Annotated in this window: 21 protein-coding genes, 2 tRNA genes and 2 pseudogenes; 14 read left to right on the top strand and 11 right to left on the bottom strand. The window is 56.9% G+C overall.

All coding sequences use genetic code 11. The features are described 5' to 3' along the window. Window positions 1–10: 10 nt before the first annotated feature. Both queC and KDX39_RS05355 read left to right on the top strand, forming a co-directional pair. On the top strand, window positions 11–685 hold the full coding sequence (queC, locus tag KDX39_RS05360) for a 7-cyano-7-deazaguanine synthase QueC (RefSeq protein WP_184319015.1): 675 nt from the start codon (window positions 11–13) through the stop codon (window positions 683–685). Window positions 686–748: 63 nt separating this feature from the next. Next, a tRNA-Lys gene (locus KDX39_RS05355) sits at window positions 749–824 on the top strand. Between the two features lie 136 nt (window positions 825–960). On the opposite strand, the gene KDX39_RS05350 is transcribed toward KDX39_RS05355, so the two are convergent. Continuing rightward, complete coding sequence (locus KDX39_RS05350) at window positions 961–1,857, bottom strand: LysR family transcriptional regulator (RefSeq protein WP_231659641.1); 897 nt, start codon at window positions 1,855–1,857, stop codon at window positions 961–963. Window positions 1,858–1,992: 135 nt separating this feature from the next. Here KDX39_RS05350 and KDX39_RS05345 point away from each other — a divergent pair, with 135 nt between their 5' ends. Beyond that, a complete protein-coding gene (locus tag KDX39_RS05345) occupies window positions 1,993–2,739 on the top strand; it encodes an SDR family oxidoreductase (protein WP_231659640.1) in 747 nt (248 codons plus the stop codon). Further along, window positions 2,739–2,921, top strand: coding sequence for a hypothetical protein (locus KDX39_RS05340; protein ID WP_231659639.1), 183 nt, complete (start codon window positions 2,739–2,741; stop codon window positions 2,919–2,921). Before KDX39_RS05345 ends, KDX39_RS05340 begins: the two co-directional genes overlap by 1 nt. A gap of 149 nt (window positions 2,922–3,070) precedes the next feature. Here the strand turns inward: KDX39_RS05340 and KDX39_RS05335 are convergent, their stop codons facing one another. From KDX39_RS05335 to KDX39_RS05305, 7 genes and pseudogenes are all read right to left on the bottom strand, one after another. After that, entirely contained in the window at window positions 3,071–4,027 is a 957-nt protein-coding gene (locus KDX39_RS05335; RefSeq protein WP_231659638.1) for a GGDEF domain-containing response regulator, read from the bottom strand. 1 nt (window position 4,028) lies between these two features. Further along, on the bottom strand, window positions 4,029–8,096 hold the full coding sequence (locus KDX39_RS05330) for a CHASE domain-containing protein (protein WP_231659637.1): 4,068 nt from the start codon (window positions 8,094–8,096) through the stop codon (window positions 4,029–4,031). Between the two features lie 440 nt (window positions 8,097–8,536). After that, window positions 8,537–8,712 (bottom strand): annotated as a pseudogene (locus tag KDX39_RS05325) (shufflon system plasmid conjugative transfer pilus tip adhesin PilV); the annotation flags it as partial. Between the two features lie 2 nt (window positions 8,713–8,714). Further along, window positions 8,715–8,801: pseudogene (locus KDX39_RS05320) on the bottom strand (type 4 pilus major pilin); the annotation flags it as partial. A gap of 148 nt (window positions 8,802–8,949) precedes the next feature. Beyond that, complete coding sequence (gene katG, locus KDX39_RS05315) at window positions 8,950–11,220, bottom strand: catalase/peroxidase HPI (RefSeq protein WP_231659636.1); 2,271 nt, start codon at window positions 11,218–11,220, stop codon at window positions 8,950–8,952. Between the two features lie 290 nt (window positions 11,221–11,510). Further along, window positions 11,511–12,416, bottom strand: a complete 906-nt coding sequence (locus tag KDX39_RS05310) for a DUF1460 domain-containing protein (RefSeq protein ID WP_231659658.1) — start codon at window positions 12,414–12,416, stop codon at window positions 11,511–11,513. Window positions 12,417–12,762: 346 nt separating this feature from the next. Continuing rightward, the gene (locus KDX39_RS05305) at window positions 12,763–14,052 is read right to left on the bottom strand and encodes a M20 family metallopeptidase (protein WP_231659635.1); all 1,290 of its coding nucleotides are present in this window, start codon (window positions 14,050–14,052) and stop codon (window positions 12,763–12,765) included. 329 nt (window positions 14,053–14,381) lie between these two features. On the opposite strand from KDX39_RS05305, the gene KDX39_RS05300 reads away from it, so the two are divergent. The 3 genes from KDX39_RS05300 to nadA all read left to right on the top strand — a co-directional run bounded on the left by KDX39_RS05300 (window position 14,382) and on the right by nadA (window position 17,656). Continuing rightward, window positions 14,382–15,092, top strand: coding sequence for an alpha/beta fold hydrolase (locus KDX39_RS05300; protein ID WP_231659634.1), 711 nt, complete (start codon window positions 14,382–14,384; stop codon window positions 15,090–15,092). A gap of 16 nt (window positions 15,093–15,108) precedes the next feature. After that, window positions 15,109–16,344, top strand: coding sequence for an alpha/beta fold hydrolase (locus KDX39_RS05295; RefSeq protein ID WP_442964523.1), 1,236 nt, complete (start codon window positions 15,109–15,111; stop codon window positions 16,342–16,344). Between the two features lie 253 nt (window positions 16,345–16,597). Then, entirely contained in the window at window positions 16,598–17,656 is a 1,059-nt protein-coding gene (gene nadA, locus KDX39_RS05290) for a quinolinate synthase NadA (protein WP_231659632.1), read from the top strand. A 76-nt stretch (window positions 17,657–17,732) separates the two neighbouring features. Here nadA and KDX39_RS05285 read toward each other — a convergent pair whose 3' ends face one another. After that, window positions 17,733–19,166 carry a M48 family metalloprotease gene (locus KDX39_RS05285; protein WP_099229805.1) on the bottom strand — a complete coding sequence of 478 codons (1,434 nt, stop codon included), beginning with the start codon at window positions 19,164–19,166 and terminating at the stop codon, window positions 17,733–17,735. Window positions 19,167–19,306: 140 nt separating this feature from the next. On the opposite strand from KDX39_RS05285, the gene KDX39_RS05280 reads away from it, so the two are divergent. Continuing rightward, window positions 19,307–19,558, top strand: coding sequence for a sulfurtransferase TusA family protein (locus tag KDX39_RS05280; RefSeq protein ID WP_231659631.1), 252 nt, complete (start codon window positions 19,307–19,309; stop codon window positions 19,556–19,558). A gap of 31 nt (window positions 19,559–19,589) precedes the next feature. After that, window positions 19,590–20,660, top strand: coding sequence for an AI-2E family transporter (locus tag KDX39_RS05275; RefSeq protein WP_231659630.1), 1,071 nt, complete (start codon window positions 19,590–19,592; stop codon window positions 20,658–20,660). Between the two features lie 51 nt (window positions 20,661–20,711). Here the strand turns inward: KDX39_RS05275 and KDX39_RS05270 are convergent, their stop codons facing one another. Next, on the bottom strand, window positions 20,712–21,185 hold the full coding sequence (locus KDX39_RS05270; RefSeq protein ID WP_122208440.1) for a peroxiredoxin: 474 nt from the start codon (window positions 21,183–21,185) through the stop codon (window positions 20,712–20,714). Between the two features lie 9 nt (window positions 21,186–21,194). Next, the gene (locus tag KDX39_RS05265; RefSeq protein WP_004879204.1) at window positions 21,195–21,758 is read right to left on the bottom strand and encodes a glycine cleavage system protein R; all 564 of its coding nucleotides are present in this window, start codon (window positions 21,756–21,758) and stop codon (window positions 21,195–21,197) included. A 325-nt stretch (window positions 21,759–22,083) separates the two neighbouring features. Between KDX39_RS05265 and dapA the strand changes: the two genes are divergently transcribed. The 5 genes from dapA to KDX39_RS05240 all read left to right on the top strand — a co-directional run bounded on the left by dapA (window position 22,084) and on the right by KDX39_RS05240 (window position 25,779). Continuing rightward, the gene (gene dapA, locus KDX39_RS05260) at window positions 22,084–22,962 is read left to right on the top strand and encodes a 4-hydroxy-tetrahydrodipicolinate synthase (protein WP_004879206.1); all 879 of its coding nucleotides are present in this window, start codon (window positions 22,084–22,086) and stop codon (window positions 22,960–22,962) included. A gap of 18 nt (window positions 22,963–22,980) precedes the next feature. Then, window positions 22,981–24,099, top strand: coding sequence for an outer membrane protein assembly factor BamC (gene bamC / locus KDX39_RS05255; protein ID WP_099229811.1), 1,119 nt, complete (start codon window positions 22,981–22,983; stop codon window positions 24,097–24,099). Next, the gene (locus KDX39_RS05250) at window positions 24,100–24,858 is read left to right on the top strand and encodes an MBL fold metallo-hydrolase (protein ID WP_004879212.1); all 759 of its coding nucleotides are present in this window, start codon (window positions 24,100–24,102) and stop codon (window positions 24,856–24,858) included. It begins immediately after the preceding gene. Window positions 24,859–24,886: 28 nt separating this feature from the next. After that, window positions 24,887–25,597: a phosphoribosylaminoimidazolesuccinocarboxamide synthase gene (purC, locus tag KDX39_RS05245; RefSeq protein ID WP_231659629.1), complete on the top strand. Its 711-nt coding sequence runs from the start codon at window positions 24,887–24,889 to the stop codon at window positions 25,595–25,597. A 92-nt stretch (window positions 25,598–25,689) separates the two neighbouring features. Then, a tRNA-Ser gene (locus tag KDX39_RS05240) sits at window positions 25,690–25,779 on the top strand. Window positions 25,780–26,413 lie beyond the last annotated feature (634 nt).

Genomic DNA, 26,413 nt, shown 5'->3' with positions numbered 1-26,413 from the left:
TGAATTGAACATGACTGAGAAAAGAGCCGTAATCCTGCTGTCTGGCGGCCTCGACTCTGCAACGGTCGTCGCGATGGCCCGAGCCGAAGGCTATGCGTGCTACACCATGAGCTTCGACTACGGTCAGCGTCATCGCGCCGAGCTCGATGCAGCCGCGCAGGTCGCTCGCGACCTGGGTGCGATCGAGCACAAGGTGATCGGCCTGAATCTCAATGGCATCGGCGGCTCGGCACTGACCGACAGCTCTATTGCGGTTCCTGAGGCACCCTCTGAAGGCATTCCGGTGACTTATGTGCCGGCCCGCAACACCGTCTTCCTGTCGTTGGCGCTGGGCTGGGCAGAAGTGCTGGGCGCGCGCGACATATTCATCGGCGTTAACGCTGTGGATTACTCGGGCTACCCGGATTGCCGCCCCGAATTCGTTGAGTCCTTCGAGCGTATGGCGAACCTGGCGACCAAGGCCGGTGTGGAAGGGCAGGGCTTCACCATCCGCGCACCCCTGCAGAACCTCAGCAAGTCCGACATCGTCAAGGCAGGCACTGCGCTGGGCGTCGATTACGCGCTGACGGTTTCTTGCTATCAGGCCGATGATCAGGGCCGCGCGTGCGGCAAATGCGACAGCTGCCGCCTGCGTGCAGAAGGCTTCGCCGCAGCGGGCGTAGCAGACCCGACGCGTTATTTTTAAGTTTTTTTAAAATAGGTGTTGAATTACTCATAAAAATCAGTAATATACGCGCCACACAACAGAGGGTCGTTAGCTCAGTTGGTAGAGCAGTTGGCTTTTAACCAATTGGTCGTAGGTTCGAATCCCACACGACCCACCATTTCGAAAATCTGGAAGGCCCATGAAAATGCGGATTTCCAGATTTTTTTTTGCCTTGCAGATTGTCAGGTCGGAGCCGGGAATGGTCAGCAGCCTGCTGCTGGTTCTCCGTTCGCCCTTGGCCATGGAATAGAAGGCTACTTCGGGCGCTCATCGAATGCAGAGCTCTTTGCAAGAACATCTGCCATAAAATCCATGAAAACGATGGCTCGCTGGGGCAACAGCCGATTTGCCAGGTAGACGACTTGGATCGGGACAGGTGGTGCCACGTAGTCGTTAAGCAACAACTGAAGATTGCCACTTTTCAACCCTTCCTCATAAAGCCATCGAGGCCCCTGCGCGATTCCCAATCCTGCATTGACGTACTCCCGTATCGCTTCAGGCGAGTTGACACGCAGTCGTCCGGAGATCGGAACTTCACTATCTTTAAACCGCCAATTGGTTCCGGTAGAGAGCAGGGTGTAAATAAGGCAGTCGTGGTCCTTCAGGTCATCAGGCGAAGAGGGAGAGCCGCGTTTCTCCAGGTACGCACGGCTGGCAACGCACACACGCTCGAACCACGCCAGTGGCCGGGCTCGCATTGCGCTGTCCTCCAGATGCCCGATGCGAATCGCGAGCTCTGCACCCTCGTCGACCAGATTGACGTAGCGATCATTGATTTGAAGATCGAGCGACAATTCGGGATAGCGCCCTAGAAAGCTCGCGACGTGCGGTACGATGAAGGTGTGAGCCAATGCGGTCGGGCAAGCGACGCGCAGTAACCCAGACGGCGTGACGTTCCCTCTCAGTGAGGACTCTGACTGTTCCACTGAATCCAGAATACGCCGCGCATCTGCGTAGTACCGTTCACCCTCGGGCGTGAGCGTCAGCTTTCGAGTGGTCCGGTGTAGCAGCCTGGTCTGCAAATGGTCTTCAAGTGCAGCGACGTAACGACTGACGTTCGGTTGCCCTAATCCCAGATCACGTCCCGCAGCGGAAAAACTACCTGTCTCGACAGTGCGCACAAAGCAGCTCATCAGTAATAACCGGTCCATCACGCCTCTTTTCATGCAGATTTTGCATGAGTCCTATGCTATTAGCCCCATCTTATCAGCGCAATGGCATGAACATATAGTTGCTCTCAGAAGGTCAGTCGTCCGGCTGACTGTCCCAAACGAGAGTAAATTGACATGTCCCGTTTACAAGGCAAGCGTACCCTCATCACTGGCGGCACCAGCGGCATCGGTCTGGAGACCGCCAGGCAATTTCTCGCCGAAGGCGCACGCGTGATCGTCACAGGTGTCAGTCCTGAGTCCATGGCAAATGCTCAAGCCATTTTAGGTCGCGAAGTCCTAGTGCTGCGAGCCGACTCAGCTAGTGTCGCAGCCCAGAAGGAGCTGGCGCAGGCTGTCCAGTCTCATTACGGGCAGCTCGACGTTGCCTTCCTCAATGCCGGCGTATCCGTCTGGATGCCAATCGAAGACTGGAACGAGGAGATGTTTGATCACTCCTTCAACATCAACGTCAAAGGCCCTTACTTCCTCCTGCAAGCATTGCTGCCGGTCTTCTCCAATCCGGCATCGGTGGTTCTTAATACCTCGGTAAGTGCGCATCTGGGCGACGCGCGTTCATCCGTTTATGCGGCAACGAAGGCGGCGTTTCTGAATATGTCGAAAACGCTCTCCAGCGAGCTTCTCCCGCGGGGTATTCGTGTAAACGCGGTCAGCCCTGGCCCGATCGATACTCCGTTGTACGACAAGCTGGGCATCCCCGATGCCTATCGCGAGCAGGTGAACAAAGATATCGCTGCGACGATACCCTTTGGCCGTTTCGGTACGCCTGAAGAAGTCGCCAAGGCGGTTCTGTATCTGGCATCGGACGAGTCCTGTTGGACTGTCGGAACGGAAATTATTGTTGATGGTGGGCGTTCGCTTTAATGGGCTACTTCGACATACTGGGACTCAAACCAGGTCATCCATTGTTTGATGGACTTGGCCATATTGCCGAGTGGCGGCATGCGCTGGCCAACCGCGCGAGCGTTAAGGTGGCTGTCGCCGAGGATTATGCAGGCCGGTTCCGCAAACATCTGCTGGAGGTGAATGCCATCGTAGTCTGCTGAGTCATACCTATCAGTCCAGCCGCTCGCATGGCGCGACTTAGCCTGTTGCGATTGTGGGGGCTGGGTATTAGTGTCCGGTTTTGCAGGGGCAAGTCCACTGGTTTTGTTTGATCGAGCCCGCAGCCTCTTGCTTTGTCGTCTTGATCACCTCAATCCTTGAGCGTTATTGGTACCAGCCTGCTGCAATTTCTACCGTCATGTTTGGCTTTGTAGAGGGCGCGATCAGCTTCTGCCAGTAATGCCACCACCATCAAGTCGGACGGAGTGGCGACAGTCTTTGCACTGTTTATGACAGTGTCTGTGCCAGCTTCAAGACTGGCCACCCCGATAGAAACGGTCAAACGTCCACATTCACTGGTCTCGTGAGGCCAGCCCAGGCTGAAGATATGAGTGACAATTTCATCCGCCAACCTGCATGCGCCTTCTGCTCCTGTGTCGGGCAAGAGAATCGCAAACTCCTCACCTCCATAGCGGGCCACCAAGTCCGTGGATCGATTTACACAATCCTTCAGAGCGTGAGCGACGGCAATCAGACATTCGTCGCCTTTCAAATGGCCGTAGGCATCGTTGTAACGCTTGAAAAAGTCGATATCCAGCAGTAACAGTGAAAACGCACTTTGAGTGCGCCGGACACGCAGCCATTCGCGCTCAATGTTCTGGTCAAGAAAACGACGATTGGCCAATCCGGTAAGGCCATCCGTCTGTGCCAACAGATTGAGCTGATCAATGGCCATTTTCAGACGTAGATGTGTTTTTACGCGGGCTGTCACGATTGACGGTTGAATAGGCTTCCCGATGAAGTCGACCGCCCCCAGCGCCAGCCCGGCTTCTTCTATTCGGGTTTCAGTATGGCTTGTGATGAATATAACGGGAATGTCTCTAAGGAGTTGATCGTCCTTAATGATTTCGCAAACTTCAAATCCGCTCATTCCCGGCATTTCTGCATCAAGCAGGATCAGGTCCGGGCGTACTTCCTGAATCATCTTCAGGGCCTGAGCACCTCCGGTGGCAAAGCGTATCTGACCAAGCCCTTGCAAGGTTTTGCTCAGTACCCGGATGGCAGAAATGTCGTCATCCACGATCAATAAGCTGGGGGTAGATTGCATCTCAAGACTCCGTTTGCAAATCGGCGCGCTCGAGTAACTGCAAGGCCTTCTCGAACTCAAGGCCTTCAATAGCTTGCCAAAGTTGCTCAACCAATGCGTTGCCAGCGGCGGCCTGTAGAGCCGTAACTGCCATCGGAAACTGATCCAGTGCCGCGATATCGCGGTGTTTGAGCAGTTTTTGTAGAACCGCCAATGCCTGTGTCGCTGTCTCTATGTCGTTATCGGCACGTGGGGTAGGCAAGGGGGCGTTCTGCAAATGTGCACACCGATTCTGAAACAGCGAAAAGTCATCGCTTACCGCTTCCAAAGCATGCGATGGATCCTTTCCGTCGAGCAGCAGTGTTTCCGCCTGCCCGGCAAGTTTTCCCAGCGTCGATGCGCCTAGCAAATTCGCAACGCCGCGCAGTTTGTGTAGATCTGCAATCAACTCACTTGGGGCTGAATCTATTAGGCGCAAAGCCGATGTTCTATCTCCGAACCTGGCAAACTCGCTAAAAAAGCGTCGAAGGGAGGTCAGAAATAATGGCAGGTCATTTCCAAGCCTGTCGGCAACTTCTTTTATTTCAATTCCCTCTATTTGAGGCCACTCCGCGGTCGGCTGTATATTTTGCGAGGTCTTGCCCACCGACAGCGGAGCGCCTCGCGCTCGCTCAACCGCCAGGCGTATGGCTCTGATAAGGGCTACAGGTTCCAGAGGTTTGGTCAGGAAGTCGTTCATGCCTGCCAGTTCAGCCCGCCGCCGCTCTTCGGCCAGTGCGCCTGCCGTCAGTGCCAGGACGGGCAGCCGTGTGAGACCCAGTTCGCTTCGTATCCGTCGCGTCGCCTCGTACCCGTCCATCTCCGGCATTTGCACGTCCATCAGAACAGCATCAAAGAAATCGGGGGTTTTACGCAGACTTTCCAGAGCTAGCAGACCATTTGCTGCGGTCTGTACCAAAGCGCCCTGTTGTTGCAACAGGAGGCTTGCGACTTCCAGATTGATTTCGCTGTCATCGACGAGCAGCAGGTTCAGTCCTGTGAGCCACTGGTTGACGGAGGTGTCCATGCGTGTCGATTGGATGACCCTTTCAGTACTGCCTTGGTATTCCGCAACACACGTGTTGACGGCATTAAACAGTGCGGAGCTGTCCAATGGTTTAAGCAGCACTTTGGTGGCGACCAGTTCCAGTTCCAGCTTGGTCGAAGGCTCGGTAACCAGAATGACAGGGATATGCGTGGTTTTGATCAGGCGCTGAATGTCCTGTGTGTTCGGGCTTTGCCACTCCAGCAGCAGCACATCAGGTTGCGGATGGCCCTCTTGGTTGAGTTGCTCCAAAACGCTGCGCTGTCCTTGTTCGTCCACAGGGCAGGTCGCGCGCCAGCCAAAGCCACGGCATAACCGTTGCAGCGCTTTGGACGCGTATGTGTCCTCGCAAATGATAAGTACCTCCAGGCTACCTGGCATTCCCGAGGGGTCGATATCGCTTTTGCTTACCTTGAAGGGCAGCAAGACCCAGAACGCACTGCCTGAGCCAGGTTCACTTTCTACACCCACCTGGCCTCCCATCTGCTCGGCCAGCCCGCGTACCACTGATAGCCCAAGCCCGGTGCCGCCAAAACGCCGGGTAGTGGAAGCATCAGCCTGGGTAAATGGAGAAAACAGCTGATCAAGCACGTCAGGCGCCACGCCACAACCTGTGTCGCGAACAGTAAACCGAAGCCAGCAACCGTCAGCGTCCAGGCTCTCACTACTCACGGTCACCTCAACTCCGCCTTCAGCCGTGAACTTCAAAGCGTTGCCCACTAGATTCATCAGGATTTGAGTAATTCTCAACGCATCGCCAATGAGCCATGGCGGTAATTGAGTGAGGACGCTGACGGCAAAGTGCAAACCTTTTTCTTGAGCTTGTGGGGTGAACAGGTCGCGCAGCTCGGAGAGCAGTTGCCGCGGGTTGAAGGGATTGCTTTCCAGCCGCAATTCTCCGGCCTCGATTTTGGCAATGTCCAGAATGTCGTTGATGATCCCCATCAGGGATCGTCCGGCAATCTGCAGTTTTGATAGCAATTGGCGTTGCTGCTCATTCAAGGGCGTGTTGTAGAGCAGATGGGCGATGCCGATCACTGCATTCATGGGAGTACGAATTTCATGGCTCATATTGGCCAGAAACAGACTTTTGGCCGCATTGGCGGCCTCTGCGCTCGCTTTGGCGGCTTGTATCTCTGCGCTGTTGCGAAGTCGCTCTGTGATGTCCTGAGCAATGCCCAGATGGCCTGTCAGTTCACCCTCGGCTGTCCGGATCGGGGTGATGATCATCGACACCGGTATCGTTGAGCTGTCTTTGCGTACATAGGTCCATTCTCGCGTTTCAGAGCCCTCCATGGCTGCTTTGTAGCAAAAGACATCCACACCTTCGATGGGCACGCCATATTCGATGCTCAGTTCTTTGGAGCGCTGATCGATTTCTTTTTGAAGATGGAAATCCATGGGCGTTCTGCGCCTGAGCATTTCCGAATTGCTGTAGCCCAGTAACAATTCGGCGCCTCGATTGAAGACGATGATCTGTCCCTGAAGGTCGGTGGCAATGATTGACACTTTCGAGGAGGCATCAAGTACCGCCTGCAGCAGGCCGGCAAGTCTGGAGAGTTCGGCGGTGCGTTCAGCAACTTGCCGCTCAAGCTGGGCGTTGAACTCCATCAGGTAGCGCTCGACGCGCTTTCGGTCAGTGATGTCGTGCATCATTTTGGCAGCGCCCAGAATGGTTCCATCCGTTTCGCGGATCAGGCTGCAGGTGATGGTCACGTCAATCAGATGACCCTCTCTGTGCAGGCGCTGGGTTTCCAGGGTCGAACCCCGATCACCTCGCGCGACGCCTTCAAGCAGCTCCTCGTCCTCATGAACCCGAGAGGAGGGAACCAGAAGAGGAGCAAGCGGATTGCCCAGTACCTCTTGCTCGCTGTAACCGAACATCTGCTCGGCCGCTCGGTTCCAGGTAATGATCGTTCCATCCAGCGCTTCACCGATGATGGCATCGCTGGAGTTCTCAACGATGGTTGCCAGTCTGGCTTGGCCCGCAATCACCTGCTGCTTGCGCTGACGGGAGAGCATCAGGGTGGCGATCAGCCCTGTCAAAAAAAGGCTTGCCATAATCCCGATCAAAAATACCCGGCTGGCTGGAGCTGCACCGAGTCCGCTTACGAAACTAGGATAAGCTGCGATTTCAATACGCCACACGCGTCCATATATCTCGCGTTTCAGGGTGTGCGTATACACAACCTCCGGCTCCGAGGTACCGCCAGGAGACTGATAGAGCAATTGTTCGCCATCGCTTACATCATACAGCGCCAAATGCAATCTCTGGTTGGCCGGGTCGAGGTTGCTGATGACCTCCCGCATGGCCAGAGGTGCATAAGTCCAGCCAATAAGGGCTGCTTCACGCTGTTCCACATCAGCTGGTGTTTCAGCCGTGCGGTACACGGGGAGCAGGAAAAGAAAGGAGCGCAAATGGTCTTCGCTGTTCTGCTTCAGTGTGATGGGCGCAGACAGGGTTGCAGCTCCGGTGCGCATGGCATGAACAGCTGCATCACGACGTCGCTCTTCAGAGGCAATATCCAGCCCCAGTGCCTGAGCATTGCGCGCCAGCGGATCAATGAATTGAATGATGAATCGATCACCGGAATGTCTATTGAGCTGGGTCACACTGAATTGGGGATTTCCATCCGCTCTTACTCGGGTAAGAAACGTGGACTCCTCTTTAGCTGAAACTCGCCGAATGAAGCCGAATCCTCGCGCGCCAGGGTATTCCTTTTCTATGTTCCGTCCTTGGCTGTAGCGGCTCATCTGACTGCTGTCGACATGATCCAGATCGAGCATATGGATGGCCCCGCGCAGGCCTCGCAGGCGATATTCATAGACCCTGAGTCGGGCCTGCAGACTGTCACCGAAAACTCTTCCTACTTCCTCAAGTGCCCCATTTGTTTCTCGGTCGATTATTTTGGATTGTTCAAGGCTGGCGACATAACTGATCAGCAGTCCTACCAGCAAAACAGGCGCAATCCATCTGCTGAGTACATTGAAACCGTTGGCCTTCAAAAGCTCGCACTCCTTGCTGCTTCAAAGGGGGGTAGACGCAAAAAATGCCCCCATTAGTGTGTTGTTCAGTCCTTCAGATGTTCACGCTGACGAGAGCAGTAAGCACTCTCGATGTCGCGCCGCGCTGCACCGACCGGCCTTTTGATCGAGAGGGTGGCTACTGGAGTTTGGCTAGCGCGTCAGCCCACCAGTTGAACGCTGTATAGCATTGCGAACCTCTTATCCCCTCAGCCAAAGGTGTTTGCCTGAGGGTGCACAAAAATTCTGATCTAAGTGAACAAACGACGAATCCGGGAGATCAGTTTGAGGGTAAGCGTAGATCGTTTCGACGCCTTCGCCAGATGCACTTTTTCCTCATTTCTCGTCCTTGGTAGTGGATGTGCCTGATAGCTAGTCGATTTTTGAAAGCCGTACGTCTGCGTCACGAGCACCTTACAGCTTGATTGATCGAAGGCTTTCGTGTTGCTGAAACCAGCGGGAAGGTAGTGGGTGTTGCGCAGCATCTGAGGCGCGTTGCAGGCGTGGTCGGTCCTGCCGAGGGGTAGACGGGTGCGAAGCTGTCCTTCAACGACCTGGCTGCGGCGTCAGCTAGCTGCTGCTGTTGCTGAACCGCGATCAGTAGCCAAGACTGCCTTTGAACTTCCGTGTATTGGCGATCAACCGTCCGACGTTGCCTTGCACGTTATTGACGTCTGCGCTGCCCAACCGTTAGGTGCTTTCCGAGGTCACTGCCGGCGGCAAGGGGAGATTGAAATCTGTAATCTAATCGTGCAGGCGGGGCTTTTGCTCGATATCAGACAAAAAAACGCCTCCACAAGGGAGGCGTTCCTGAGCACTTGATGCATCCAGAACATCAAGCCAGATCGAAGCGATCCAGATTCATCACTTTGGTCCAGGCTGCGACGAAGTCTCTGACAAACTTCTCCTGCGCATCCGAACTGCCGTAAACCTCGGAAATCGCTCGCAGTTGAGCGTGTGAACCGAAGACCAGATCGACACGGGTGCCGGTCCATTTGACGGCGCCGGTCTTGCGATCACGAGCCTCGAAGGTGTCGTTGGCACCCGAGGTCGCTTTCCACTCGACGCTCATGTCCAGCAGATTCTTGAAGAAGTCGTTGGTCAGGGTGCCCGGCTTGTCAGTGAACACGCCGTGTTGGCTCTGGCCGACGTTGATGTTCAAGACCCGCAGACCGCCCAGCAGCACACTCATCTCCGGTGCGGTCAGGGTCAGCAGTTGCGCCTTGTCGACCAGCAACGATTCTGCCGAGACTTTGTAATGCCCTTTCTGGTAATTGCGGAAGCCATCGGCAATCGGTTCCAGGAAGCTGAACGACTCGACGTCGGTCTGCTCCTGAGAAGCGTCTGCGCGGCCCGGGGTGAACGGAACCGTGACCTGCTGGCCTGCATTTTTCGCAGCCTGCTCGACACCTGCACTGCCTGCCAGGACGATCAGGTCAGCGAGTGAAACCTTCTTGCCGCTCGACTGGGCTGCGTTGAATTCGCTCTGGATACCCTCAAGTGTCTTCAGGACACCTGCCAACTGCTCAGGCTGGTTCACAGCCCAATCCTTCTGTGGAGCCAGACGCAGACGACCGCCATTGGCACCGCCGCGTTTGTCCGAGCCACGGAAGGTGGAGGCTGCTGCCCATGCGGTTGAAACCAGATGCGGGACCGAAAGGCCCGAGGCGAGGATTTTGGCCTTGAGTGCGGCAACGTCCTGGTCATCCACCAGCGCGTGATCAACGTCCGGAATCGGGTCCTGCCACAGCAACTCTTCAGCAGGTGTTTCCGGGCCGAGATAACGGGCCAGCGGGCCCATGTCGCGGTGAGTCAGTTTGAACCAGGCGCGGGCAAATGCGTCGGCCAGTTGATCAGGATTGGCCAGGAAGCGTCGCGAGATCTGCTCGTAGGCCGGATCGAAGCGCAGCGCCAGGTCCGACGTCAGCATGCTGGGCGCATGACGCTTGGCCGGGTCGTGAGCATCGGGGATCTTGCCCGCGCCCGCGCCGTTCTTCGGTGTCCATTGATGCGCGCCAGCCGGGCTTTTGGTCAGTTCCCATTCGAAGCCAAACAGGTTTTCGAGGTACTCGTTGCTCCATTTCGTCGGCGTCGACGTCCAGGTCACTTCGAGGCCGCTGGTAATGGTGTCGCCACCCTTGCCGGTGCCGAACTTGTTGCTCCAGCCAAATCCCTGCTCTTCAAGGCCGGCGGCTTCGGGCTCAGGACCGACGTTGTCGGCTGGGCCTGCGCCGTGGGTCTTGCCGAAGGCGTGACCGCCAGCGATCAGGGCCACGGTCTCTTCGTCATTCATCGCCATGCGGCCGAAGGTTTCACGGATATCCTTCGCCGACGCAACCGGATCAGGCACGCCTTCAGGCCCTTCCGGGTTGACGTAGATCAAGCCCATCTGCACTGCGGCCAACGGGTTTTCCAGATTTCGCTCGCCTTTATCGGTGCGGCTTTCTTCGTTCGCGTGGTTTTCAGGCTCGGCCACCAGCGTACCGTCGCCCGGCTGCTGCATTTTCTTCTGCGCGCCGTAGCGCTCTTCGCCACCCAGCCAGGTGGTTTCGGAGCCCCAGTACACGTCTTCTTCCGGCTCCCAGACATCCGGACGACCGCCGGAGAAACCGAACGTCTTGAAGCCCATGGACTCCAGCGCAACGTTACCTGTGAGAACGATCAGGTCAGCCCAGGAAATCTTGCGGCCATACTTTTGCTTGACTGGCCAGATCAGGCGACGTGCCTTGTCCAGGCTGACGTTGTCGGGCCAGCTGTTGAGCGGTGCAAAGCGTTGCTGACCGGCACCTGCACCACCACGGCCGTCACCTGTACGGTAAGTCCCGGCGCTGTGCCAGGCCATGCGAATGAACAGCGGGCCGTAATGGCCGAAGTCTGCCGGCCACCAGTCCTGTGACTGAGTCATGACAGCGCGCAGGTCCTGTTTGACCGCTTCGAAATCAAGGCTCTTGAATTCTTTGGCATAGTCGAAACTCTCGCCCATCGGGTCGGAGAGCGAGGAATGCTGATGCAGAATCTTCAGGTTCAGCTGCTTGGGCCACCAGTCACGGTTGGTGGTGCCGCCGCCAGCAGCATGGTTGAAGGGGCATTTCGATTCAGTTGACATGCTTGGTATACCTTTTTGTCATTGCGTGCCGCCATCCGGTCCACTCGCGGGACTTCAGACAGTAGGGATGGAACTCAATAGCGCTACGTTCATACCCGCCTCTCGATCAATGATCAGGCCATCTCCACGGGTACGTTGCACTGCATTGCGGTGAACAGATTGCTGCGAGACAGGTCCACAGCGCGCAACGCAGGTTTGAGCGCATTCTTATCATCAGGGTAAAACCACACGGCTTTCGCCACGCCCACTCAGATTAGCCTTCTTCGCGAAGATTTCTAATAGAAAGAACGTTAAGGCGTGATAGGTAAATGTCTGGCGCCATCCCACTGGAGATGTGTCAGGAGGGGAGGTGATGAGTCGGCTTGTATTTTGGATCTGTAAACAATGATTCCCGGTTTCTGCGACACGTACTCCAGAAAGGGCAGGTCGACCACCTTTCCTTTTTTCAACGAGGCATGCCTCAAAACCGGGCCTTTGTCCGTTCTTATGAAGAAACCGACGTGAGTCACGTCAAGCCCCGGAAGCGCTGTGTAGAGACCGATGTAATCACCCGTCTGCAAGTGACTGATCACTTTTTTGTCGACGAACTTGCTGGGGATATAGGTGATCGTACGCCTGACCGTGGGCAAACCGGGGAGGTAGAACGTGCCATCGTTCTTTGCATTGAGGTTCTTTTCGATGCTGACTGCGTGGGGGCTTATCTGAGCAGTCAAATCGTCTGCCAGGCTGTGGTCTTTATCGTTCGCCCAGTCGCTGAAGAAATGCCTGCGGTTCAAAAAACCGAGGGTGCCGTTCTTGTAACGGGTCTCGATCAGGTTGTGTACGAAATCCGGTTTCGATGAGGATTTTCTCAGCGCTTCCACGTATTCCAGATAGGTAAAACAATCCAGCCCTCTAAAATCAATGACCAACTGTTCTGCAGCGTTGTTCGAACCCTTCAGCATGTTGGCGCGGTACGGCGTACCCATGAAAGACGCTGAAATGGCGTTGGCTCTCTGGTCTGTCGCTTCGAGGCTTTCTTTTTGAGCTTTCAGGATCGCGTCAATTTTTGTAGAGGTGTAAATATCCAGTTTCAAGTTCGTGGACGGGCGTGTCGCTGTCGGTTGATGAGAGGGATTGTTCAGCGCTTCGGTTTCAGGAATGGCGCATCCTGTCATGGCCACCGATGTTAAAGCCAACACAAGTATTCTTCGTATCGTGTTTGCAATCATTTTTAAATTCTTATCAATCCGAGTGCGGCGATGATGACCATTCACCGGTCCTGATTGCCGACTCTGCCGGTCAGGTTTCATGGAGTCATTGACCGGCGAATGTACGGTTGAACCTGATGCGACAGTGCCCTTATCCAGCGTTTGCCGAAAGGTTGATCACATAGCAGGCAGCGTTTACGCATGACAGTGCAGACGTTTCGGTAGTTTTCACAATGAATTTTTGTTTACGCTGAACCGAGAAATAAAACGTATGGGTATCGCTCGAAAAATCGAATGCGTGAATCGCCGCGGATGCTCCAGACGCCAGTACAAACGCTGCGAAAGCGCGTTATCAATAACGGCTCATGAAAATCGCAGCCCGCTTGGTCGCGATCGGTAGAGAGCTCACGTCCAGTGTTTCGTTCTCACTGTGCGCGCCAGTGCCCCAGGCACCCAGCCCATCAAGACTGGCGCTCACGTAAGGGTTTACATAGGACACGTCTGCTCCACCCCGGTCAGCGGACGGTGCAGACTCCAGCGCCGGGCCGTCCAGGTCTCGACTCACGCGACTGTAGGCCTCCAGCAACTTTTGGTTGCTGTCGCGTTCGGCCATGACGGGCATGATCGCCTTGATCGTTATTTCGCTGGTGGTCTGCGGTAATGGGCGGCTGACGATTTCCTTCAGCCGAGTCTCTGCCGATTGTCGTTGCTCGTCGTTCTTGAAGCGCAGGTCGCCGTGCACGAGCACTGATTTGGCCACTGTGGTCTTTCTGCCGGAAGCCGTGCCTTGCCCGCTCGCGACGTCCTCGCTTGCGGTAGAACCGCCAAGAATCAGGCCGGGGTTGATGGTCAAGCCGTCTTCGGTGGAAAGCGTCGAGCGAATCTCGTCAAGCACACGAGCCGATTCATACACCGCGCCATAGCCGGTTTTAGGTTGAAAGATGGTCGCGGAGTGGTTATCCAGACCGGTGCTGGTCAGAAACCACTCGCTCAAGCCTCTGCGATCAGTCACCAACTGGTTGGGCGACAGGGCGAATTCGAACCCTAGCGCAATGTCGCTTTTTTTCGCCTCGTCTATCAGTACGCTTCTTGAAAGGGTGGTTGGCTTGGCGGCAAACTCCTCGTCGCCGACCAGTACGACCACAATGTTCATGGTGTCGAGCGCACCGGTGCTCTTCAGGGCCTGAAGGGCGTAGAGCATTGTCACCATGCCGCCTTTATCGTCGATCACCCCAGGGCCTTTGGCTTTCTTGCCGCCCTCGGTGTAAGTGAAGGTCTGAAAGTTGCTGCTTTCCGGGAAAACCGTATCCAGGTGGCCGATCAGTAACAGTCGTTTTGCAGACCTGTTTCCTTCATGCCGCGCGACAAGGCTTCCGGCATGTTTCATTTCCGTCGGCAGTTCATGCCAGCGGGTGTCGAAACCCAAGGCTTCGAATTTCTGCTTCATGATATTGCCGACTCGTATGACACCGGCTGCGTTGTCGGTGCCACTGTTGATGTTCACAAGTTGCTCAAGTAGCGCTATCTGTTCTGCACTGCGGCTATCGATGTAAGAGACCATATTCTGTTCATCAAGCGTCGATCCGGCCATGGCTCCGCTGGATGCAAAAAGCAGGGTGAGTAAGCAGGTAATCTTTTTCATGTTTTAGCGGATCCATGTACTGCGCAGAGGGCTGTGATCGCCGTTTGGACCGAGACCATATCTTCATGCAGCGTGTCGGCGGGTGGTTGCCTGCAGTCAGTGCGTCGATAAGCGTAACTTAAAGAATTTGCGTCTCCGGTTAACATTTCTTCATGCGAAGAGGGGCAGAAAAGCGGGTAGCGTCGACAAGCTTTTGTTGCCCGGAAGGAGTCGGAGTTTTATTGAACTGCGAAGCTTTTTTCTGCAAACGCCGAGGCTGTTATATGAATACCTGGCACTTCGATGAGCATGAAAACTCACTGCGATGGCACGATGTGCATGCAGGCGGCGTGCCGCTGATTTTCGTCCATGGGTTGGGTTGCGCCTCCAGCAGTGACTATGTCCGCGTCGTGACATCGCCGGAATACCCATCAATCCGATCCTGGCTCGTGGATCTGCCAGGGTCAGGTTTCAGCGACAAGCCTGACTGCGAAGATTACGGGTCGTCTGCTCAGGCTTTCCTTTTGCAGCGCTGGATTTGCACTCAGGATACGTCCCGACTGGCCTTGTTCGGGCACAGTGCCGGAGCATTTGTGGCGCTTAAGCTGGCAGCACTGATGCCGTCATCCATTGAGCGCTTGATTCTCTGCGCGCCTGGAATGAATGACTATGGCGTCTTGATGCTGCAGAAGATTGCCCTGATGAGTCAGCCTGAATTCATCGATACCGGATTCTCCCGGCTTTTGGCGCATCTCAAGGAGGCTGGCGGCAACGATGCCTGGCTAGGCCCGCTTCGAATGTGCTCAGCCAGGGCCGTTTATCAATGGGCTTTAAGCGCGCTGGAAGACAATGCCGCGCCATGGAGAGAGACCCTGGCAGCTCTGCCCATGCCCAAAAGCGTCATTCTGCCTGATTCTGCCCGTGCCGCAGATATCGAGGGTTTTCAGCGAGCGGATTGTCGGGTGGAGTTGATCGCTCACTGCCGACACATGATCGCTTATGACAATCCTGACGAGCTGGCAGCAGCGATATCACGATCATGCAGCGCGGGTATGCCGTAACACTTGAGAGGCTGATATGTACCCACTGCATGGCTCGACGTGCCGTTTGATGAGCGCTTTGTTCGTGTTGCTGATGCTGATGGCACTGCAGAGCGGGTGCAGTGGTGCCGTTGACAGCATTTCTGTGGGCGATGGCGGTGTCCCGGACTTTTACACCTGGACCGAAAGCGTGCCGGCGGTGCCGGGAAAGATGCTGCGAACCGAGCCAATGACGGCCTCGCAGAGTCTTGAGGAAGCGTCCAGAAATATCCGCTTTCTATACACCTCCACCGAGGGCGTTGAAGGCCATGAGCCGGTCATCGTCTCTGGTGCGCTGTTCATTCCTCAGGGCAGTCCGCCGGCGGGTGGCTGGCCGCTGATGGCGTGGGCGCATGGCACGGTGGGCAGTGCCGATGTCTGCGCGCCGTCTTTCGCAGGGCGAAGCGCGCGTGATACCCGTTACCTGAATCAATGGCTTGCGCAAGGCTACGCTGTGGTCGCGACCGATTATCAGGGGCTTGGTACGCCAGGGCCGCACCCTTATGGGCTGACTCGTCCACTCGCGTTTGACATTCTTGACAGCATTCGAGCCGTCATGGGCAGCGGTTTCCCCCTCTCGAAACGGGTTGTGGTATTCGGTCAGTCTCAAGGTGGACGTGCAGCCTTCGCCACGGCGGTCTATGCCAGCACGTATGCGCCTGAGTTGAGTATTGTTGGCGTGGTCGCTACAGGCACGCCTTACGCCGGTGTGCAAAAACGATCAAGCAAGGCGGGCGGATCAACGCCGTCGACGTTCTCGTACAACCTGTTGAGGCTCAATACCGGGACGTTGCTCGATCCAACCTTTGTACCTGCCGACTACCTGAGCGAGCGTGCGATTGCAGCATACAAACTCAGCCAACGCGCCTGTCTCCATGCCATCGAACAGCAAGTGATTGCGGATCACCTGACGTTCGACAACAGTTTCAAGCGTTCACCAGAACCCGTGCTCGACCCGATAAACCTCGCGTCGGTCTACCCGACGTTGAAGTCGGATATTCCAATCTTCATCGGGACCGGCGGGCGAGATCACGACGTCTCCGTTGCCCAGCAGACCGCTTTGGTGGCTGATGCCTGTAAAGCAGGCAGCCGAATCGAATGGCATTTTTATCCCGAACTGGATCATTCGGGGACGGTAAACGGCTCGCTGACCGATTCGCTGAAGTTTGTTCACCAGGCATTTTCAGGCGAGCCCATTACGGGTAATTGCAAGGCCGTCGTGCCACACCTTTAAAGGGGCGATTTCGTAAGAATGATCGGCATCCCGCTTCACACGATACGAGTCATTCTCATTGTGCGGGCGCTTTTTAAAACTGCTGTTAAATCAGCTTTTTAAAGTTAGAATCGGCCCCGCCTTCATGCACAGGACTGCCGCCTGCGCAAAAGCCGGAAGGTCTCGTCACAATGAGCACCGCCGGCTTTTTTAATGCCTGTCTTTCGGGTGTAAACTTGCCTCTCGCGCTCTAGCGCCTTCAGGTCCCGCGAACATGACACAGATTTCCGAACGCTTTCTGGTACAAGCGCATCTTGATGCCAAACAGCCCAAGGTGTTGAGCCCAGAAGAGCAGGCGCATTACCGTGCCGAAATCGCAGCCGAGCTCAAGAAGCAGGATGCGGTGCTGGTGGCTCACTATTACTGCGATCCGGTGATACAGGCGTTGGCCGAGGAAACCGGTGGCTGTGTGGCCGACTCGCTGGAAATGGCGCGTTTCAGCAATAATCACAAAGCCAGCACGGTTCTGGTGGCGGGTGTGCGTTTCATGGGCGAGACGGCCAAGATTCTTAATCCGGAGAAGCGGGTATTCATGCCGACGCTGGAAGCGACCTGCTCGCTGGATGTCGGTTGCCCAGTGGATGAGTTCTCGGTGTTCTGCGATCAGCATCCGGAGCGTACCGTTGTCGTCTATGCCAACACCTCGGCTGCGGTCAAAGCCCGCGCTGACTGGGTGGTGACCTCGGGCTGCGCCCTGGAAATCGTCGAGAGCCTGATGGACAACGGCGAGAAGATCATCTGGGCACCGGACAAGCACCTTGGGCGCTACATCCAGCGCGAAACCGGTGCCGACATGCTGCTGTGGGACGGCGCCTGCATCGTCCACGAGGAATTCAAATCCAAGCAGCTCGAGGACATGAAAGCGCTGTATCCCGAAGCGGCGATTCTGGTGCACCCTGAGTCACCGGAGGCCGTCATCGAACTGGCCGACGTCGTGGGCTCGACCAGCCAGATGATCGCCGCCGCGCAACGCTTGCCGAACAAGACCTTTATCGTGGCCACAGACCGCGGCATCTTCTACAAGATGCAGCAATTGTGCCCGGACAAGGTCTTCATCGAGGCGCCAACGGCCGGTAATGGTGCGGCGTGCCGCAGTTGCGCGCATTGTCCCTGGATGGCGATGAACACCCTTGAACGCACGTTGCAGTGTCTGAGAGAGGGCTCCAACGAGATATTCGTCGATCCTGCGCTGATACCCAACGCTATACGCCCCTTGCAGCGCATGCTGGATTTCACCCATGCGGCGCGTATGAAGCAGGCAGGCAACGCCTGACTTGTATTGGCGCGCAAACGAAAAGCCCGACTTTCAGGTCGGGCTTTGTGTTTCTGTGACGGAGGGGGCAGTGCGGTCAGTTCATCATTTCCTTGACCATGCGTTCCTGCTCGATCAGGTCCTTCTGCCGCGCATCGATACGTGAAGCCAGCTGAAAGTTGTTGGCAGAGCGACGCTTGGCGAAATCCAGTTGCTGGATGGCCTGACGGAAATCACCCACCAGTGCGAAGTACTCGGCGCGAGCCTGATGCAGACCGACTGTGTTGCCGTTCAAACCGCGTGTTTCTGCCACGACATACCAGATGTCCGGATCGTCGGGGCGCGTCTTGAGCAGCGCCTCAAGGCTTTTCTCGGCTTCGGCGGTGCGATTCTGCTTGAGCAGCACGTCGATACGCACATCGTTGAGCGGGTAGTTGTTCGGGTACAGCGCCAGCATGCGGTCGACCCGTTGCTGCGCGTCAGGCAGGCGGTTGTTGGTGATGTCCAGTTCGATCTGCGTCAGGTTGTAGGTGATGTCGTTCGGGGATTTCTCCAGCAATGGCTTGAGGCTCTCGCGGGCCTCATTGAGCTGACCGCCCTTGATCTGTGCGATGGCAAGGCCATAGCGCGCGGCTTCCGATTTCGGGTTTTCAACCAGCTGGGCGCGGAAGCGTTTGGCGGCGATGCCCGGTGTTTCCTCGTAGATCAGCGCAACCCGTGCCCGCATCAGCTGATACAGCACGCTGTCTTCCTTGCCGCCGGGTTTGGCCTGTTCGGCGCGGTTGCGGGTGTCGGCAATCCGCGACTCGCTGACCGGGTGAGTCAGCAGAAACTCTGGCGGTCTGGCATCGAACCGATACTGACGCATCAAACGCTCGAACATGGTCGGCATGTTGCGTGGGTCATAGCCGGCTTTTTCCAGGTTGAGGATGCCAATGCGATCGGCCTCTTGCTCGTTCTGGCGTGAGAAACGACGCTGTTCCTGAATGGCCGCAGCCTGTGAACCGGCAATCGCGGCGATGCCTGCGTCACCGGCCCCTGCGGCAGCCATCACGATACCGGCCAGCATGGCGGCCATGACCGGCACCTGCATGCGCTGCTGCGCTTCGATGCCTCGGGCGAAGTGGCGCTGAGACAAGTGGGCGAGTTCGTGGGCGAGCACCGAAGCGTATTCGCCTTCGGTCTGGGCATTGAGAAACAGGCCGCCGTTGACGCCGATGATCCCGCCGGGTGCGGCGAAGGCGTTCAACTGGGGGCTGTTGATCAGAATGAACTCAAGTCGCCGGTCCTGGACTTGGCTGGTTTCGGCCAGGCGATAGACCGTCGTCTCGACGTAGTCTTTTAACTGAGGATCCGAGAGCTGGCTGACCTGGCCACGCAGCAGGCCCAGCCAGGCGCGGCCCAGTTTGTGTTCCTGCTCGGGAGAAACGATGGAAGAACTCGCGTCGCCAAGGGATGGCAGGTCATCGGCCATGCTCGGTACGGAAAACAGGCAGGCGAGCGTGAGCAGTGTGGGACGCAAAAAATTCATGCACGGAGCTCTTTTCTGAAGAGCCTGTACTGTAGCTGGCTAAATGGCGTGCTGACCAGAGTGAGGTATTCTTGCTGGCTGGCCAGCGATGCCTTTCGCAGCCAGCTTTGTAATTCGATGTGTCCGCCAGGAGAGAAACGATGTCTGACCCAGTAGCGCGCCCTGAGGCGTGTGACGCCGAGCTTGATGCGAGCGGACTCAACTGTCCGTTGCCCCTGCTCAAGGCCAAGATGGCGCTCAATCGTCTGGCCAGCGGTGCCGTGCTGAAAGTCATCGCGACCGACGCCGGTTCCCAGCGTGATTTCCGAACGTTTGCCAGGCTGGCTGGCCATGAGCTTGTGCATGAAGAGGTGGACGCGGGAGTCTACCGTTACTGGCTGCGCAAGGCGTAATCAGCCGCGATTTTTCTGAAAGGGATGTTTGATGTTCAATGTGCTTCGCGGTTGGGTGCAACGCTACTTCTCTGACGAAGAAGCCGTGGTTCTGGCCGTTTTGTTGTTTCTGGCGTTTACCCTGGTGCTGACGCTGGGCGGAATGCTGGCGCCGGTCCTGGCCGGGCTGGTGCTGGCGTTTCTGATGCAGGGCGTGGTCAATTTTCTGGAGCGTTTTCGCGTGCCGGAAGTGGGCGCGGTAGGGTTCGTGTTTGCGTTGTTCATCGGCGCGCTGCTGGTGTTCCTGCTGGTGTTGGTGCCATTGCTCTGGCACCAACTCATTACGCTGTTCAACGAACTGCCGGGCATGCTCGCCAAGTGGCAGTCCCTGCTGCTGTTGCTGCCGGAGCGCTATCCGCATCTGGTGTCTGATGAGCAGGTGCTGCAGGCCATCGAGGTGGCTCGTGGCGAGATCGGCAAGTTGGGCCAACTGGCAGTCACTCTGTCCCTGTCGAGTCTGCCGCTGGTGGTCAACCTGATGATCTATCTGGTGCTGGTGCCGATTCTGGTGTTTTTTTTCCTCAAGGACCGCCGCATGATCGGGCGGTGGGCGCGGGGTTATCTGCCGCGCGAGAGGGCGCTGCTCAATCGCGTTGCTGAAGAAATGAATCGCCAGATCGCCAATTATATTCGTGGCAAGGTGATCGAGATCTTCATCTGCGGCGGCGTGACCTACGTCGCTTTCGTCGCGCTGGGGCTCAATTACGCAGCGCTGCTGGCTATGCTGGTAGGCATTTCTGTCGTCGTGCCTTACGTCGGCGCAGTGGTGGTGACCGTGCCTGTTGCATTGATCGGCCTGTTTCAGTGGGGCTGGGGCGATCAGTTCATCTACCTGATGATGGTGCACGGCATCATTCAGGCGCTGGATGGCAACGTGCTGGTGCCGTTGCTGTTCTCCGAGGCGGTCAACCTGCACCCGGTCGCGATCATCTGCGCCGTGCTGCTGTTTGGCGGGCTGTGGGGCTTCTGGGGGATTTTCTTCGCGATTCCGCTGGCGACCCTGTTCAAGGCCGTCCTTGATGCCTGGCCGCGCAATGAGCCGACCGTGGCACCACTGCTGTAGCGTCGGGCGAATGTCGCTGCGGTACATTGCGCGCCGCAGCGATTGGCCACATCAGGCTTTGTTCAGGGCTTCGGCCTGGGCCAGTACTTCGGCTACATGACCTGGCACTTTCACTCCACGCCATTCCTGACGCAGCACACCGTTCTTGTCGATCAGGAAGGTGCTGCGATCGACGCCAAGGTATTCCTTGCCATACAGCTTCTTGAGCTTGATCACGTCGAACAGTTGGCAGACCGCTTCGTCCTTGTCCGAAATCAGTTCGAACGGGAACGATTGCTTGGCCTTGAAGTTTTCGTGGGTCTTCAGGCTGTCGCGGGACACGCCCAGCACAACGGTGTTGGCAGCCTGAAACTGCGCGATGTGATCGCGAAAGTCCTGGCCCTGCGTGGTGCAGCCCGGCGTGTTGTCTTTCGGATAGAAATAGATCACCACCTGCTGGCCCTTGAGCTCTGACAGGGTGACGGTCTGGCCGCTGGTGGCGGCTGCCTGGAAGTCGGGAACGGATTGGTCTACTGCAACGGCCATGAGGATTCCTTACATCGGTGCTTGTGGGCGCCAGGGTTCGATCAGCGCGTCGAGATTCAGTGCGTCGGCAAAGTCGAGGAACTGATCACGCAGCCAGCTGATTTGCGTGCCGGCAGGCAACGTGACGGTGAAGGTGGCGTTGAGCATGGTGCCGCCTGTCTGCGGGGCCTGATAGGTGTCGCAGATCAGGTTCTCCAGTTCGACGTTGTGGTCGATGAAGAACTGGCACAGCTCATTGATGATGTCCGGGCGGTACGCCGAGCTGACGTAGGCCACGTAGGGCAGGGCTTCCGGGCGGCTCTCGGAGGTGGCGCTGCGCACGACGCTGATCGTGAACGCATGCTTCTTGGCAAGGCCCGGCAGGCCGGTTTCGAGGCGCGCCAGGGCATCCCAGCTGCCGGCAACCTGAAGGATCAGTGCGCTGCACTCGCCGTGGCGGGTCAGGCGCGAGGTAACCACCGAGCAGCGATTTTCATGGCTGGCTCGGCACAGGACGTTGGTCAGCTCCATGGGGTTTGCGCCAAGGGCACTGATGACAAGGAATTGTTCGCGAACTGTGGGGGTGGACGACATGCAGCATTCCTAGACGATGAGCGGTCGGTACTTTTTTGGTCTTGCGGGGCTTTTTCGACAATCGAGAGCGCGAGACACCGACCTGAGCCCCGTTACGTCTGGCGTGCATGGCCTGGCCATGGCTGGGCTGGAACGCGCTGGGGCGGGGCTTCTGGCGACAAATTCGACCGATTGAGCGAGGTGCGCAGGTGACCAGTACCGATCAAAGGACGAAGGGTAGCGAAAACCATCGCTCAGGGGAATGCTCAGAGCGCGGTACTTCGCTTGTACAAGCATGATAGCGCCAGTACCATTACGGCTCTCTTTTTCCGGCAGGAGCGGTTGCATGATTGCGGGCAGTATGGTGGCACTGGTCACACCCATGGATGCACAAGGTCGTCTGGACTGGGACAGCCTGAGCAAACTGGTGGACTTCCACTTGCAAGAGGGCACCAACGCCATTGTTGCCGTCGGCACCACCGGCGAGTCGGCGACGCTTGATGTGAACGAACACATCGAGGTCATCCGTCGCGTGGTCGATCAGGTGGCTGGACGCATTCCGGTGATTGCCGGTACGGGCGCCAATTCGACGCGTGAAGCGGTCGAACTGACCACCAACGCCAAGACCGCAGGTGCCGACGCGTGCCTGCTGGTAACGCCTTACTACAACAAGCCGACCCAGGAAGGCCTGTTCCAGCATTTCAGCCATATCGCCAATGCGGTCGACATTCCGCAGATTCTCTACAACGTGCCGGGCCGTACCGCCTGTGACATGCTGCCAGAGACCGTCGTGCGCCTGTCTGCCGTGAAGAACATCATCGGCATCAAGGAAGCCACCGGTAACCTGCAGCGCGCCCGTGACATCCTTGCAGGCGTCAGCAGCGATTTCCTGGTCTACTCCGGTGACGACGCCACTGCCGTCGAATTGATGCTGCTGGGTGGAAAGGGCAATATCTCCGTCACCGCCAACGTTGCACCGCGCGCCATGAGCGATCTGTGCGCTGCGGCCATGCGTGGCGATGCCGAAGCTGCCCGTGCGATTCACGAAAAGCTGATGCCGCTCAACAACACACTGTTTATCGAATCCAACCCTATCCCCGTGAAATGGGCCTTGCATGAAATGGGTCTGATGCCGGACGGTATCCGTCTGCCGCTCACCTGGCTCAGCGAAGCCTGCCACGAACCGCTGCGACAGGCCATGCGCCAGTCCGGCGTCCTGGTTTAATTGAGGAAGCACTACGCAATGAAGCGATTGGCCGGACTTTCTGCACTTGCCTTGATTATCTCCAGCACCAGCGGTTGCGGTTGGCTCTGGGGCGAAGACGGTTATTTCCGTGATCGCGGCAGTGATTACCTTCAAGCGTCCCAGACAGCGCCGATGCAGGTGCCTGCCGACGTTTCCGGCGTCAAGCGCCTTGACCCGCTGCTGCCGATCCCGCGCAATGTCGCCGACAGCACGCAGAAGGACGGTGAATACGTCGTTCCGCGTCCGTTGCCGCTGGGAACCGCCTCCGAGTCCAGCGATTTCAGTCTGCAAAAGAGCGGTGACGCTCACTGGATTCTGGCTCAGCGCCAGCCTGCCGAAGTCTGGCCGGTTGCCCATCAGTACTTCGAAGACAACGGTTTTCGCATCGCTGAAGAGCGTCCGCAGACCGGTGAATTCAGCTCGTCTTGGCAGCGCCTCGACGAATTGTCCGCTTCGGTGGCCAAGCGTCTGACCGCCAGCGGCGTGTCGGCCGACTCGGAAACCCGAGTGCGGGTCCGTATCGAGCCGGGCGTGCAGCGCAACACCAGCGAAGTCTATGTGGTCAGCGTCGAGCGTCCTGCAGGCAGCACTGCCGATGTGGCGTTCCCGAACCGCACCACCAACCTGGGGCTGGATGCAGCGCTGACCGATGATCTGCTGGCCAGCATGAGCCGCAACGCCGAGAAGGGCGGTTCCATCTCCCTGCTGGCAGCGCGTGACTTTGATACCCCGAGCCGTGTCGCCCTTAGTGAAGACGGCAGCGGCAACCCGGTCCTTAACCTGGGTGCCGATCTGGATCGTGCATGGTCGAGTGTGGGCCGTGCGCTGGATCAGGGTGACTGGCGTGTCGAAGACATCAACCGCAGCCTGGGCCTGTACTACATCAACCTCGCAGAGAAGGCTCAGAAGCCTGAAAACGAGCCCGGTTTCTTCGGCCGCATGTTCGGCAGCAAGACCAGCAAGGAAGAGATTGATGCACGCGCCGAGCGCTATCAGGTTCGCCTGAGCAAGGTGGGTGACAACGTTCAGGTCACGGTCGAGAAGAACATCAATACCGTTGCGCCGGCAGATGTTGCCCGCCGCGTATTGAGCGTTATTCAAGACAACCTGGGTTAAGTGCGCTTCGCGGTTCTGGGCAGCGGCAGCCGTGGCAACGGCACGCTGGTCGCAAGCAACGATACGTACGTATTGGTCGATTGCGGTTTCTCCCTGCGGGAAACCGAGCGACGTCTGGCTCGGCTGGGTGTCGCCGGCGAACAACTGAGCGCGATTCTGGTGACCCACGAGCATGCCGATCATGTGCATGGCGTGGGTTTGCTGTCTCGGCGTTACAATTTGCCGGTCTACCTCAGTGGCGGCACCTTGCGCGGGATGCGCAAGCCGGTCGAGGCGGCCGGACTGCTCACGGGTGGCGAGCGACTGCAAGTCGGCGCGCTGGACATCGACGTGGTGTCCGTCTCGCACGATGCGCTCGAACCCACGCAATTCGTCTTCAATGACGGTCGACGCCGCTTTGGCCTGTTGACCGATCTGGGGTCTTATTGCCCGAACGTGCTGCAGCGTTATCACGGCCTGGATGCCTTGATGATCGAAGCCAACCACTGCCGCGACATGCTTGCCCGGGGCCATTACCCGGTCTTTCTCAAGCAGCGTGTAGGCTGTGAAACAGGACATTTGAACAACCATCAGGCCGCCAACCTGGTGAGCGAACTGGGATGGCAGAGCTTGCAGCACCTCGTGCTGGCTCATCTCAGCAGCAAGAACAACCTGCCGCATCTGGCCCGGCAATGTTTTGTCGACACCCTCGGGTGCGACCCGGACTGGCTGCAACTGGCCGATCAAGATTCAGGGCTCGACTGGCGACACATCGCCTAGCCCAACTACTTAGCAAGCGGAGCCCATCATGGAAAAACGTGAAGAACTCTACCGCGGCAAAGCCAAATCGGTTTACAAGACCGACGACGCCGACCGCTTGATCCTGCTGTTCCGTAACGACACCTCGGCGTTCGACGGCAAGCGCATCGAACAGCTCGACCGCAAAGGCATGGTGAACAACAAGTTCAACGCCTTCATCATGCAGAAGCTGGAAGAAGCGGGCGTTCCGACCCAATTCGACAAGCTGCTGGGCGACAACGAATGCCTGGTCAAGAAGCTGGACATGATCCCGGTCGAGTGTGTGGTGCGTAACTACGCCGCCGGCAGCCTGGTCAAGCGTCTGGGCATCGAAGAAGGTACGAAGCTCGATCCGCACACCTTCGAACTGTTCCTCAAGGATGACGCCAAGGGCGACCCGTTCATCAACGAATCCCACGTCGTGGCATTCGGTTGGGGCACCGCCGAGCAACTGGTCCGCATGAAAGAACTGTCGCTCAAGGTCAACGAAGTCCTGAAGAAGCTGTTCGACGACGCAGGCCTGCTGTTGGTCGACTTCAAGCTTGAATTCGGCGTCTTCCACGGCGAAATTGTCCTGGGCGACGAATTCAGCCCCGACGGCTGCCGTCTGTGGGACAAAGACACCCGCAAGAAGATGGACAAGGACCGCTTCCGCCAGGGCCTCGGTGACGTCATCGAAGCCTACGAAGAAGTCGCCAACCGTCTGGGCGTACCGCTTTAAGCTGCAAAAACGACGCAAGCGTTTGATAGCACGAAAAAAAATGGCCTAAGGGCTTCGCGTTACGCCTCGATGCTGTTATGATGCGCGCCGTTGGAGAGATGCCAGAGTGGCCGAATGGGACGGATTCGAAATCCGTTGTACCTTCACCGGTACCTAGGGTTCGAATCCCTATCTCTCCGCCATTATTAAAAAGTCCTTATAAATCAACGATTTAAAAGGATCAAGAAATGACGATTTGTAGCAGGGTTTTGTAGCAAAAACCTAACCTGCATATCGTCATTTTTTTCGTCTGTCGTTTGAGCCTACCTTGCTCGTTCTGAGCGTTTTTGCCTCCGCTGCTACCTTTGCCTATCGCTGACGTTCTGGGGGCTCTATGAGGCTCTAAGCTGCTTCCTTGCTTGGTTCAGGATCAGGGTCGCCAAAGGTGCGGAGGCAAAAAGATCTCTGCGGAGGTGTAGTGGCAATATAGTTGCTTATCGCCACTAATGTGGATATCTTCGAAGCACATACACACACATACACACACACATATATATACATACATGCGGAGCTTGAAATGGCAGGTAAAAAATGCCCTAACTGTGAAGAGCAGACCTTTTTTGAAACCTCAACTGGTCGGGAATGTACAAAGTGTCACCACACAATGACATTACCTGCAAACGGTGGCAAAGGTGGTCGGGGTCGTAAATGCTCAAACTGCAGTGAGCTGAAAGTCTTTAATAATGTATGTCGTGGGTGTGGTGCAAAATACGCCTGATAGCGGGGCTGATCTGTTTTCCTGCTTCACGTTGATCGAGGTCGCCAAGCGGGTGGAGG

This window comes from Pseudomonas sp. CDFA 610, from assembly GCF_021147865.1.
In the GTDB taxonomy this organism is placed as follows: domain Bacteria; phylum Pseudomonadota; class Gammaproteobacteria; order Pseudomonadales; family Pseudomonadaceae; genus Aquipseudomonas; species Aquipseudomonas alliivorans.
This window is presented reverse-complemented; position numbering and strand designations above follow the sequence as displayed.